Raw genomic sequence first — 12379 nt, forward strand, 5'->3', positions numbered from 1 at the left:
GCGTCCAGAAGCACGAAGGCCGCTCATCGAGCGGCCTTCTGCGTTCTGCGTTCTGCGTTCTGCGTTCTGCGTTCCGCGTGATGGACGTGAGGTGTCCGGGGTGAGTCGGACGGGGTCTCACATCAGTCGGCTCACTTGGCCTGGTCGGCCTCCAGGTGGTACTGCGTCACCCGCTCGACCTCGTTCTTCGAGCCGAGCACGACCGAGACGCGCTCGTGCAGCTTGCCCGGCTGCAGGTCCATGATGCGCTGGCGGCCGTTGGTGGCCGCGCCGCCCGCCTGCTCGACCAGGAAGGCCATCGGGTTGGCCTCGTACATCAGGCGCAGCTTGCCGGCCTTGTTGGGCTCGCGCTTGTCCCACGGGTACAGGAAGACACCGCCGCGCGTCAGGATGCGGTGCACGTCCGCCACCATCGACGCGATCCAGCGCATGTTGAAGTCCTTGCCGCGCGGACCCGTCGTGCCGGCCAGGCACTCGTCGATGTAGCGCTTCACCGGCTCGTCCCAGTGCCGCATGTTGGACATGTTGATCGCGAACTCCTTGGTGTCCGCGGGGATCTTCACGTCGTCGGCGGTCAGCACCCACGAGCCCTGCTCGCGGTCCAGCGTGAACATCGCCACGCCGTCGCCCACCGTCAGCACCAGCGTCGTCTGCGGTCCGTAGACGCAGTACCCCGCCGCCGCCTGCGCGGTGCCGGGCTGGTGGAAGTCCTCCTCGCTGATGCCCTTGGCCCCCTCGGGCTTCTTCAGCACCGAGAAGATCGTCCCGATCGACACGTTCACGTCGATGTTGCTGGAGCCGTCCAGCGGGTCGAACATCAGCAGGTACTCGCCCTGCGGGAAACGGTTGGGCACCAGGTGGATGCTCTCCATCTCCTCCGAGGCCATCGCGGCCAGGTGGCCGCCCCACTCGTTGGCTTCGATCAGCACCTCGTTGGCGATGATGTCCAGCTTCTTCTGGACCTCGCCCTGCACGTTCTCGGACCCGGCCGTGCCCAGCACGTCACCCAGCGCGCCCTTGTTAACGCTGATGGCGATGCGCTTGCAGGCCCGCGCGACCACCTCGATCAGCAGCCGCAGCTGCTGGGGGATGTGGCCGTGCAGCCGCTGCTGCTCGACGAGGTATTGGGTCAGGCTGACGCGTTGACTCATGAAACGACTCCGATGGTTGCAAATCTCGTGCGCCGCGGAACGGCCCGGCGCGCGGACCGCTCCGGGCGCGGAATCAGGGCTGCGTGTCCGCGGTGGCCGAGGTGTCCGAGGCCAGCGCGCGCTCGATGATCTCGCGCACGTCGTTGGACAGGTCCGGCTTGGCGGCGACGCGGGCGATCGCTTCACGGGCGGCGCTGCGATACGGCTGCGCCAGCGCGGTCCAGCGGTCCATCACGCGCGCCAGCCGACCGGCGACCTGCGGATTGATCGCGTCCAGCGCCAGCACCTGCTCCGCCCAGAAGACGTAGCCCGCCGCATCGGCGCGGTGGAAGGCGGCCGGGTTGAACATCGCCAGCGAGAAGATCAGGCTGCGCGCGCGGTTCGGGTTCTTCAGCGTGAAGTCGGGATGCTTCATCAGCTGCTTGACCTTGGCGAAGGTCTTGCCGTCGCGCTCGGCCGCGCGGCCTTGCAGCGCGAACCACTTGTCGATGACCAGCGCCTCGTCCTTGAACTGGGCGTGGAAGCGCGCCAGCGCGCTGTCGGCCAGCTCGGCATGAGCTTGCACCAGCGCGGACAGCGCGCCCATGCGATCGGTCATGTTGGTCGCGTCCTTGAAGCGCTGGTACGCGCGACCCGGCCACACGCCGTCGCCGCTGCGGGTCGCGTTCAGGACCAGCATCGCCAGCGACAGGTTCACCAGCGCGCGCTTGCCGCTCTGCACCGGGTCCGGGTTGTAGCCGGTCGTGACCTGATGCGCGTCGAAGGCCCAGGCCCAGTCGGCCTGCAACGCCGACGCCAGCTGCGTCTGCGCCGCCTCGACCGCGGCATGGATGGCTTGCGGATCGACGACGTCGAGCTGCTCGGCGATGTAGGCCTCGTCGGGCAGTTGCAGCGCCAGCGCCTTGAAGGCGGGGTCCAGCTCCGGATGACGCAGCACCGCGCGCATCGCGTCGATGTAGGCCGCGTCCAGCACCAGCGGCTGGCCCGAGCGCACGGCGCCCAGGATGCGGTTCAGCGCCAGGCGCTGGCTGGCCTCCCAGCGGTTGAAGGCGTCGCTGTCATGCTTGAGCAGCACCAGCAGCTCGGCGTCGCCCAGGCCGTCGTCCAGCACCACCGGCGCCGAGAAACCGCGCAGCAGCGACGGCACCGGCTCGGACGGCACGTTGACGAAGACGAAGGACTGTTCGACCTGGTCCAGGACCAGCACGCGCTCGGTGTCGGTGGCGCTGGCGGCGCCGCCCACCACGTCGTCCACGCCTTGCTGCATCAGCGGCAGCGACTGACCGTCTCGCGACAGCAGACCCAGCGACACGGGGATCACCTGCGGCAGCTTGGCCGTCTGGCCCTGCGAGGCCGCGCTCGACTGCGTCAGCGTCAGCGTCCAGGTCTGCGCGGCCGCGTCGTACACGCCGCGTGCCTGCAGGCGCGGCGTACCGGCCTGCGCGTACCAGCGCTTGAACGCATCCAGGCGCGTCGTCAGCGGCGAGCCCGGGTTCGCGTCCGCGATCGCCTGCGCGAAGTCGTCGCAGGTCACGGCCTGGCCGTCATGCCGCTCGAAATACAGCGCCATGCCCTTGGCGAAACCGTCGCGACCGACCAGCGTCTGGTACATGCGGACGACTTCCGCGCCCTTCTCGTAGACGGTCGCGGTGTAGAAGTTGTTGATCTCGACGTACTCGTCGGGGCGCACCGAGTGCGCCATCGCGCCGGCATCCTCGGGGAACTGGCGGGCGCGCAGCGCGCGCACGTCCTCGATGCGGCAGACCGCGCGCGCGCTCGGCGTGGCGGCCATGTCCTGGCTGAACTCCTGGTCGCGGAAGACGGTCAGGCCTTCCTTGAGCGACAGCTGGAACCAGTCGCGGCAGGTGACGCGGTTGCCGGTCCAGTTGTGGAAGTACTCGTGCGCGACGATGGACTCGATGCGGGCGAAGTCCGCGTCGGTCGCGGTGGCGGGGGAGGCCAGCAGCGCCGAGGTGTTGAAGATGTTCAACCCCTTGTTCTCCATCGCGCCCATGTTGAAGTCGGACACGCCGACGACCATGAAGCGCTCCAGATCCAGCGGCAGGTTGAAGCGCGCTTCATCCCAGACGACCGACGCGATCAGCGAGTTCATCGCATGCTCGGTCTTTTCCAGGTCGCCCTGGCGGACGTAGACCTGCAGCAGGTGGTCCTTGCCGCCGCGGGTGCGGATGCGCTGCTCGCGCGCGACGAGGTCGCCGGCGACCATCGCGAAGAGGTAGCTGGGCTTGGGGAACGGATCGTGCCACTTGGCCAGGTGGCGGCCGTTGTCGAGCGTGGCCGACTCGACCAGGTTGCCGTTGGACAGCAGCACCGGGTATCTGGCCTTGTCGGCGCGCATCGTCACCGTGTAGACCGCCATCACGTCGGGGCGGTCCAGGAAGTAGGTGATGCGGCGGAAGCCCTCGGCCTCGCACTGCGTGAAGAAGCTGCCGCCGGAGGTGTACAGGCCCGACAGCGTGGTGTTCTTGTCGGGGCAGCAGGTGTTGCGGATCTCGAGCGTGAAGTCCGCGTCCGGCACGTTGTCGATGATCAGCTCATGGCCTTCCTGGCGGAAGGACACGCTCTCGCCGTCGATCAGCACGCGCAGCAGGTTGAGCTCCTCGCCATGCAGGCGCAGGGGGCCGTGAGGCACCGCGGCGTTGCGTTCCAGGCGCATCTTGCTGGCGACCAGCGTCTTGGCCGGATCGAGGTCGAAGCACAGGTCGACGGTGCGGATCCAGAAGATCGGCGCGACGTAATCGGCGCGGCGGATCAGGGTGGCGGTGCCTTCACGCATGACGGACTTCCTTGTAGGAATGAAGAAGCCCCGGGCCGGGGATCGAGCACCGGGGCATGGGTCTCATTGTTTTTCTCAGACGCCCTGTTTGAGGGACGCCGTGATGAACGCGTCGAGGTCGCCGTCCAGCACCTTCTGGGTGTTGGAGATCTCGACGTTGGTGCGCAGGTCCTTGATGCGGCTCTGGTCCAGCACGTACGAGCGGATCTGGTGGCCCCAGCCCACGTCGGTCTTGCTGTCCTCGAGCTTCTGCTGCTCGGCCATGCGCTTCTTCATCTCATGGTCGTACAGGCGCGAGCGCAGGCGCTTCCAGGCGACGTCGCGGTTGCTGTGCTGGCTGCGGCCGTCCTGGCACTGCACGACGATGCCGGTCGGGATGTGGGTCAGGCGCACCGCCGAGTCGGTCTTGTTGATGTGCTGACCGCCCGCGCCGGACGCGCGGTAGGTGTCGGTGCGGACGTCCGACGGGTTGATGTCGATCTCGATCGAATCATCCACTTCCGGATACACGAACAGCGAGGCGAAGCTGGTGTGGCGGCCGCCCGAGGAGTCGAACGGGCTCTTGCGGACCAGGCGGTGCACGCCCGACTCGGAGCGCAGCAGGCCGAAGGCGTACTCGCCTTCCACCTTGATGGTGGCGCTCTTGATGCCGGCGATCTCGTCGTCGGTCTGCTCTTCGACGTCGGCCTTGAAGCCCTTGCGCTCGCAATACTTCAGGTACTGGCGCAGCAGCATGCCGGCCCAGTCGCAGGCCTCGGTGCCGCCGGCGCCGGCCTGGATGTCGATGAAGCAGTTCAGCGGGTCGGCCGGGTTGTTGAACATCCGGCGGAACTCGAGTTCCTCGACCTTCTCGGCCAGCTTGACGGACTCGGCCTCGATGGTCTGGATGCCGGCGATGTCGTTGTCGTCCTTGGACATCTCGTACAACTCGAGGTTGTCGGCGATGTTGGACGTCAGGTGGTTGATCGTCTCGACGACCTGTTCCAGCGTGCGCTTTTCCTTGCCGAGCTCCTGGGCCCGCTTGGGGTCGTTCCAGACGTTGGGGTTCTCCAGGGCGGCGTTGACTTCATTCAACCGCAGCGCTTTGCGGTCGTAGTCAAAGGTACCCCCTTAGCGCGTCGGTACGCGCTTGCAGATCGGTCAGCGTGTTGCCGATCGCATTGATTTGTTCGATGTCCATGATTCGCTCGAAGGGTGGAGCCCCTGAGAGGGGCCCGAAGCCGGGTATTTTCTCATGCTGACGCGAACGGGCTCCCTAAGATGGCGGGATGCGTCCGAAACCGCCTGTCCCCGATGCGGGTTACCCGTCCGGAACCCCCTCCGGCACCCCGTCCGGAACCTTCCGCGCCCGGCGCCGGTGGGTGCGCCGCGGCAATTGGCGGCTGACGCTGATGCTGCTCGTCGTGTGGGCGCTGGTGACCTTCGGCGTCGCGTACTTCGCGCGCGTGCTCAGCTTCGATTTCTTCGGCTGGCCGTTCAGCTTCTGGGTGGGCTCGCAGGGGGCGTTGATCGTCTATGTGGCGATCGTCGTCATCTATGCGACCGTCATGAACCGCCGGGAGGCGGAGGCGGGGGTGCAAGACCCGGCACCGTATTTCGATGAGGTGGAGTCGCGGCGACCGGAAAAGGAGCGCTCGGGGCCGATCACGGGGTTCTGATCGACCGCCCACCTGCTTTGGCCTGGGCGTTGGCCGCCGAGGTATGGGGCCCCAGCCGCAAGGGCTGAAACCCCACACCTCACCGTCCCCAACCACTGCCGCCCTTCCCCGGATTTGTTACCGAGGACTTTCACGATGCGTCGTGCGGGGGCTCGGTTCGAGTCGGCGCAAGCCGGGGTGGGGTCGACGATTTGTGGAGCCTGCGAGACGTATGAGGAGACCCCACCCCGGCTTGTGCCGACGGCGGAGGCAAAGGATCAGAAGGGCGAGGAAGCGTCCTGCTTCGCCGCGGCCAGTTGCGCCTGCAGTTCCGCGACTTGCGCGCGCAGCTTGATGTTCTCGTCCTGCAGCGCACCGACCTGCGCGCGCAGCAGCGCGACGGCCGGATCGGCCTCGAGTTCACCGTCCTCGTTCGTCGGCACGCCCAGCAGCTCCACGGCCACTTCGGCGACGGCGTCGCCCGCGGCCTTCTTGCCGACCTTGGACTCGCGCACGCGCTTGGCGGCCTGGCGCAGTTCCTTCTTTCCGCCGGCGGCGGCGGCGGCCTGCTCCTCGGCGGGCAGGTCGGCGATCACGGCGGCCGCGCTGATCGAGACCTCGCCCGACTTCACGGCCGCCACGAGTTCGGGCGCGGCGGCTTTCTGGATCTTCTCGATCTGCGTCACGGTGGCGCTGCTGATGCGCGCGGCGCGCGCGATCGCTTCGCGGCTCTTCAGCGGCGGGGCCTCAGGCACGGGCGTGGCGCCGGCGTCGGGGGCGGGGGCCTCCGGGGCCGGGTCGTTGAGCACGGCCAGCCGGCGCGCTTCCATGATCTCCTTCTTGCGCAGGGCGAGCACGCCGCGCTGGAAGTCGGAGACGCTGCGACGGCCCAGGTGCTGGTCGATCATCCACAGGTGGACGTCTTCCATCGACTTGAAGCGGGTGTTCTGCACCGTCTGGAAGGGGATGCCGTGCTTGGTGCAGATGCCGTGGCGGTTGTGGCCGTCCACGAGGATGTCGCCCCAGAGCACGAGCGCGTCGCGGCAGCCCTCGGCGAGGATGCTGCGCTCGAGCGCGGCGTATTCGTCCTCGGTCAGCGGATCGATGTAGGCCTTGAGTTCTTCGGTGACGATGATGTTCATGGGGACGGGCAGCGGGACGGCAGGGACAAGAGGCGAAGGCGCTGGCAGGGCATGACCCTGCCGCGCGGTGTTCGGAATGTGCGACTGGCGCGCGGGTCGCACGGGCGACGGACGACGCCGGAAAAGGGCGGCATTCTGCCTAACTCGCGACGCTAACCTGTCGCACCCCGAGCACGAGCGTCGGAAATCCCACGGAACCCACCCCCAGATGAGCGCCCCCCGATGAGCGAGATGAACGAAGCGATTCCCGCGCCGGTCGACCCGTTGTCCAGCGGCTGGGACTACCCGTCCCCCCATCGGTTGGTGGTGAGCCCCCAACCGGCGGACATCGACGGACTGAACCACACCAACAACGCGGTCTACGTGAAGTGGTGCGAGCAGGTGGCGTGGTCGCACTCGGTGGCGCTGGGGCTGGACATCGAGGACTACCGCCGCCTCGACCGCGCGATGGCGATCCGCCACGGCGGCTACGACTATCTGCTGCCGTCCTTCGAAGGCGAGGCGCTGGTGCTGGGCACCTGGCTGACGGCGGGGGACGGCAAGCTCGCGATGGAGCGCCGCTTCCAGCTGCGCCGCGCGAGCGACGGCCAGACGCTGATGCGCGGCCGCTGGGACCTGGTGTGCATCGACATCAGCGGCGGCCGCCCGAAGCGGATGCCGCCGGAGTTCATCGCGGCGTATCAGGCGGCGGTGGTCTCGCAAGACTAGGCGCGAACCTCGCCCTCGCTTGCTCCCTCTCCCGCTTGGGGGAGAGGACAGGGGTGAGGGCCGGGGTCGTGGCAGTGAGATGGGCGACGACTAGCCGAGAAACTCCTGCACCGCGCGCGCGAGCGCCTCGGGCTGGTCGTGATGCATCATGTGCGCCGCATGCTGGAGCGTGACGCGCCGCAGGTCCTTCACGACGCTGAGCCGGGTCTCGAAGTCCTCGCGCGGATAGCGGTCGCCCCACCACTGCGAGAGCTGGGTCTCGCTGCCCTCGACCCACAGCGTGGGCGCCTCGATGCGCGACCAGCAGGCGAGGGCCTCGGCCTTCTTGTACAGCACCGGATTGGTCCGCTTGTGCGCGGGGTCGCCGAGGATGTGCCAGCGCCCGTCGTCGCCTTGCCGCGACCAGTGCGGCGCGAGCCACGCGGCCTTGTCGGCGGAGAGCCGCGGATTCGTCTTCATCAGCCGCTGCGCGACGCCCTCGACGCTGTCGTAGGACTTGAGGCTGAGCGGCTCCTTGAGTTCGTCGAGCCAGCTCGCGAGCCGCGCCGGCGCCATGTCGGGCGTCGTGTCCGGCAGCCCGAAGCCTTCGAGGTTCACGAGCTTGCGCAGCCGCTGCGGCCGCACGCCCGCATAGGTCATCGCGATGTTGCCGCCCATGCTGTGGCCGAGCAGGTCGACCGGTGCGTCAGGACTGACGGCATCGAGCAGCGCATCCAGATCGCCGAGGTAGTCCGGGAACCAGTACGCATCGCTTCCGTTGGCATCGGTGAGCCCGAAGCCGCGCCAGTCGATGGCGACGACGCTGCGGTCCTCGCGGAACGCGTCCACCATGAACTGGAACGACGCGCCGACGTCCATCCAGCCGTGGACCATCACGAGCAGCGGTCGCTGCCCATGGGGCTCCGGTCCCCAGCGCAGCACGTGATGGCGCAGGCCGCGCAGTGTCATGAACTCGCTGCGATGCGGGCGGCGGACGGTGTACTCGGAAGAGGGCGCGGTATTGGAGTCGGTGCTCATGGACGGCGACTGTAGTGCGGCGCGGGGAAGGGCGCTTTCGCCATGGAGACAATGGTGCCCGCTTCCTCCTCCGCGACGGCGTCGGCGAGTCGGAGGACTCGACCGAAGGCTCGAACATGGCCCAGGGCAGTGATGCAGGCCAGGCTCTCAGCGCCGCGAGTGTTCGAAATCGAAGTCGAAGGCGAAGGCCCTTACGCCGATGCGTGCCCCGACGCCAGCAGCAGGAGACCTGCAGCAAACAAGGTCCAGTCGTTGAGCACATGCGCCAGCGTCGACACCCAGAGGTTGCGGGTCCACAGGTAGGCCAGCGACAGGACCAGACGCGCCGAGCCGATGACCACCACGCACTGCACCCAGTTCCATTGGTAGGTGGGCAGATGGGCCAGGCCGAAAATCAGCGCGGAGATCAACCACGCGGCCACGATCGCGGCCCGCCTGGACCAACCCGCGCGCGTCGTGAAGAGCGTCATCAGCGCGAGGAAGGGCAGCATCGTCAGCACTTCCTCACCCAGCAGTTGAGGCAGGGTCCTCAGGGCGAAGAGCCATCGGTCCGCGGTCGACTCATGCGCCAGGACGTCGAAGACGGGATTGGCGCTCACGCCGAAGAAGCGGGTGGTCAGCAGGCCCAGGGCGACCGTGACGACCAGATTGAGCAGGGCGATCCCCACCGCGATCGCGATCGCCTGGATGCCCACGCGTTGGAACAGCGCCCGCCAATGCCGGCCCGCCATGGCACGCAGCGCAAGCAAGGGAATGGCGGGGAAGAGGACGGCCGGGACGAAGGCCAGGAGCGGCGAGGACTCGCCGATCGGCAGGTAGAGCGTCAAGAAGCCCGCCACCACGGCCAGCATCAGCCACGCCCATTGAGCAGGGCGCAGGGCGATGGGTTCACCGTTGTAGAAGGGGAAGTCTCTGGTCATTCTGTTGGCGCCACCCGTTGTCGTGCAGATGCTCCCGTGGGACGCCTGCGATTGCAAGCCGCACAGGCCTGAGGAGCTTGGCGTACAGAATACCGACATGACCGCAACGCCCGACCCCTACACCCTCCGCCCCGCGCGCCCCGACGACCTGGGCGCCATCGTCGGCCTGATCGGCGAGCTCGCCGACTTCGAGAACCTGTCGCACCTGATGGACGTGACGCCGGAGAAGCTGCTCCCGCATCTCTTCGGGGAGCGCCCCGTCTGCGAGGCCATGGTTGCCGAGCACGACAGCGGCGCGGTCGTCGCGTTCGCGCTGACCTTCACCAACTTCTCGACCTTCCTCGGCAAGCCGGGGATGTACCTCGAGGACCTGTACGTGCAGCCCGCGCATCGCGGCGCGGGTCTGGGCAAGCGCATGCTGACGCGACTCGCGCAGATCGCGATCGAGCGCGACTACGGCCGCTTCGAATGGTGCGTGCTCGACTGGAACGAGAACGCCATCCGGTTCTACGAAAAGATGGGCGCGACCATCATGCCGGACTGGCGGCTGTGCCGTCTGACCGGCGATGCGCTCGCGCGCTTCAAGGGTTGATCCAGTCCCGGCCGATCACTTCAACCAGTCGTTCAACAGCTCCGGCGGACGCGCGATCAAGGCGCGGTCGCCCTGCACGACGATCGCCCGCTGCAGCAGCTTCGGACGGTCCGCGATCGCCTGCAGCAGCTGCGTGTCGGTCAGCGACGCATCGGCGAGGTTGAACTCGCGATAGTCGTCCTCGTTGTCGCGCACCATCGCGCGCACCGGCGTGCCGAGCTGCCGGTGCAACGTCTGCAGCTCGGGCAGCGTCAGCGGCGTCGCCAGGTACTCGACGACCTCGGGCCGAAGGCCACGGGACTCCAGCAACGCGAGCGCCTCGCGCGACTTGGAGCAGCGGGGGTTGTGCAGGATCTTGAGGCTCATGCGGCCCAGTGTAGGAGGCGTCCCGGCCCGCGGCTTCCGCAGCGCGCCCACGTTCACCTTCGCGATTCGGATATCGATATTCGGATCGACCGCCGTTGCCCATGCACCTCCCGCGGGCATCGCGATCCTCCCAGGCACCGACATGGCGCTACGGGCTTTCCATGACGCCCGCCCCGGACCCGCTCGCTAGCATCCACGCTCTTGTTCCAGGATGGAGACCCGATGACCGGCAAGACCGCCAAGGACGCCGGCCCGGCCGACGGCATCACCGTGCCCCGCGCGGCGACTCGCGCCGCGCCCGACGCCTATGCGCTGGTCCATGGCGCCTTCCGCTGGCAGGTGCCCGAGCGCCTGGCCATCGCCGAGCTCTGCTGCGGACGCTGGGCCCGCGAGACGCCCGATGCGCCCGCCGTCTTCTTCGACAGCGACAGCGGCTGCCGCGCGCAGTACTCCTTCGGCCAGCTGCAGCGCGCGGCCAACCGGCTCTCCAACGCGCTGAAGCGCCTGGGCGTCGAGGCCGGCGACCGCGTGGCGCTCGTGCTGCCGCAACGCTTCGAGACCGCCGTCGCGCACATCGCGATCAATCAGCTCGGCGCGGTCGCGATGCCGCTGTCGATGCTCTTCGGGCCCGATGCGCTCGAGTACCGACTCAGGGACAGCGAAGCCTGCGTCGCGATCGTCGAGGGCGGCGCGCTGGACGCGCTGCGCTCGGTGCGCGCATCGTGCCCGGCGCTGCGCCACGTGCTGGTCGTCGGCGAGTCCGATGCCCACGAGGGCGAAGCCGGCTGGATGGCCGTGCTGCAGGCCGAGGACGCGCGCTTCGCCGCGCGCGACAACGCGGCCGAGGACCCGGCGATCCTGATCTACACCAGCGGCACGACCGGCGCGCCCAAGGGCGCCTTGCTGCCGCAGCGCGCGCTGCTCGGTAACCTCACCGGCTTCATCGCGAGCCAGAACTGGTTCGGCTTCGATCCGCACGATCCGACCGTGCGCAGCGAGGCCGTGTTCTGGAGCCCCGCCGACTGGGCCTGGACCGGCGGCCTGATGGACGCGCTGCTGCCGTCGCTGTGCTTCGGCCGGCCCATCCTCGGCTACCAGGGCCGCTTCTCCCCGGAGAAGGCCTTCGAGCTGATGCAGCACTACCGCGTCAGCCATACGTTCCTGTTCCCGACCGCGCTGAAGGCGATGATGAAGGCCGTGCCGCATCCCGCCGAGCGCTACACGCTGCACCTGCAGGCCGTCATGAGCGCGGGCGAAGCCGTCGGCGACGCGGTCTTCGACTGGGGGCAGCGCGAGCTCGGCGTGACGATCAACGAGATGTTCGGGCAGACCGAGATCAACTACGTCGTCGGCAACTGCGCGCGGCTGTGGCCGGCCAAGCCCGGCAGCATGGGCCGCGCCTATCCGGGCCACCGCGTCGCGGTCATCGATGACGAAGGGCAGGTCTGTCCGCCCGGACGGATCGGCGAAGTGGCTGTGCATCGGCGCGACGCGCAGGGCGTGCCGGATCCGATCTTCTTCCTCGGCTACTGGCGCAACGAGGCGGCGACCGCCGCGAAGTTCACCGGCGATCCCGCGGACAGTTGGTGCCGCACCGGCGACCTCGCCCTCGCCGACGAGGACGGCTACCTCTGGTATCAGGGGCGCTCCGACGACCAGTTCAAGGTCGCGGGCTATCGCATCGGCCCGGGCGAGATCGAGAACTGCCTCGTGCGTCATGAGGCCGTCGCCAACGCCGCCGTCGTGCCCAAGCCCGATGCCGAGCGGGGTGCGCTGGTGAAGGCCTTCGTCGTGCTGGCGCCGGGCCGGCAGCCGTCGGCCGCGTTGACCGAGGAGCTGCAGGACTTCGTCAAGCAGCGGCTTGCGCCTTACGAGTACCCGAAGGAGATCGAGTTCCTCGACGCGTTGCCGATGACGACCACCGGGAAGGTGCAGCGCCGCGTGCTGCGGCAACTGGAAGCGGACCGCGCGACGGGACGCGCTGTCTGATCCGTTGACTGCCTGGGCCGCTGGCCCTCACCCCCGCCCTCTCCCGCAAGCGGGAGAGGG

At 68.3% G+C, this 12379-nt stretch carries 11 protein-coding genes; 4 read left to right on the forward strand and 7 right to left on the reverse strand.

Annotated elements, in window-relative coordinates; all coding sequences use genetic code 11:
- Positions 1-131 precede the first annotated feature (131 nt).
- The 3 genes from ACQ4L4_RS28565 to prfB form a co-directional block, all read right to left on the reverse strand.
- Entirely contained in the window at positions 132-1151 is a 1020-nt protein-coding gene (locus ACQ4L4_RS28565; RefSeq protein WP_431102142.1) for a class 1 fructose-bisphosphatase, read from the reverse strand.
- Between the two features lie 73 nt (positions 1152-1224).
- Complete coding sequence (gene pepN, locus ACQ4L4_RS28570) at positions 1225-3948, reverse strand: aminopeptidase N (protein ID WP_431102143.1); 2724 nt, start codon at positions 3946-3948, stop codon at positions 1225-1227.
- A 75-nt stretch (positions 3949-4023) separates the two neighbouring features.
- A protein-coding gene (prfB, locus tag ACQ4L4_RS28575; protein ID WP_431102144.1) for a peptide chain release factor 2 occupies positions 4024-5128 on the reverse strand; the annotation gives its coding sequence in 2 pieces (ribosomal slippage) (positions 4024-5046 and positions 5048-5128; 1104 coding nt in all).
- A gap of 88 nt (positions 5129-5216) precedes the next feature.
- Here prfB and ACQ4L4_RS28580 point away from each other — a divergent pair.
- Complete coding sequence (locus ACQ4L4_RS28580; protein WP_431102146.1) at positions 5217-5606, forward strand: DUF4212 domain-containing protein; 390 nt, start codon at positions 5217-5219, stop codon at positions 5604-5606.
- Positions 5607-5863: 257 nt separating this feature from the next.
- Here the strand turns inward: ACQ4L4_RS28580 and ACQ4L4_RS28585 are convergent, their stop codons facing one another.
- Complete coding sequence (locus tag ACQ4L4_RS28585) at positions 5864-6727, reverse strand: plasmid replication/partition related protein (RefSeq protein WP_431102147.1); 864 nt, start codon at positions 6725-6727, stop codon at positions 5864-5866.
- 222 nt (positions 6728-6949) lie between these two features.
- Between ACQ4L4_RS28585 and ACQ4L4_RS28590 the strand changes: the two genes are divergently transcribed.
- Positions 6950-7435, forward strand: coding sequence for an acyl-CoA thioesterase (locus ACQ4L4_RS28590; protein WP_431102149.1), 486 nt, complete (start codon positions 6950-6952; stop codon positions 7433-7435).
- Between the two features lie 90 nt (positions 7436-7525).
- On the opposite strand, the gene ACQ4L4_RS28595 is transcribed toward ACQ4L4_RS28590, so the two are convergent.
- Together ACQ4L4_RS28595 and ACQ4L4_RS28600 are read right to left on the reverse strand one after the other, a co-directional pair.
- Entirely contained in the window at positions 7526-8452 is a 927-nt protein-coding gene (locus ACQ4L4_RS28595) for an alpha/beta fold hydrolase (RefSeq protein WP_431102150.1), read from the reverse strand.
- Between the two features lie 191 nt (positions 8453-8643).
- Positions 8644-9372 (reverse strand): CPBP family intramembrane glutamic endopeptidase, encoded by a 729-nt coding sequence (locus ACQ4L4_RS28600; RefSeq protein WP_431102151.1) that lies wholly within the window; start codon positions 9370-9372, stop codon positions 8644-8646.
- Positions 9373-9469: 97 nt separating this feature from the next.
- Here ACQ4L4_RS28600 and ACQ4L4_RS28605 point away from each other — a divergent pair, with 97 nt between their 5' ends.
- Positions 9470-9964: a GNAT family N-acetyltransferase gene (locus tag ACQ4L4_RS28605; protein ID WP_431102152.1), complete on the forward strand. Its 495-nt coding sequence runs from the start codon at positions 9470-9472 to the stop codon at positions 9962-9964.
- A gap of 15 nt (positions 9965-9979) precedes the next feature.
- Here ACQ4L4_RS28605 and arsC read toward each other — a convergent pair whose 3' ends face one another.
- Entirely contained in the window at positions 9980-10330 is a 351-nt protein-coding gene (arsC, locus tag ACQ4L4_RS28610; RefSeq protein ID WP_431102153.1) for an arsenate reductase (glutaredoxin), read from the reverse strand.
- Positions 10331-10552: 222 nt separating this feature from the next.
- Here arsC and ACQ4L4_RS28615 point away from each other — a divergent pair, with 222 nt between their 5' ends.
- A complete protein-coding gene (locus ACQ4L4_RS28615) occupies positions 10553-12319 on the forward strand; it encodes an acyl-CoA synthetase (protein ID WP_431102154.1) in 1767 nt (588 codons plus the stop codon).
- Positions 12320-12379 lie beyond the last annotated feature (60 nt).

It is taken from the genome of Roseateles noduli (assembly GCF_050626985.1).
Lineage (GTDB): Bacteria > Pseudomonadota > Gammaproteobacteria > Burkholderiales > Burkholderiaceae_C > Roseateles > Roseateles noduli_A.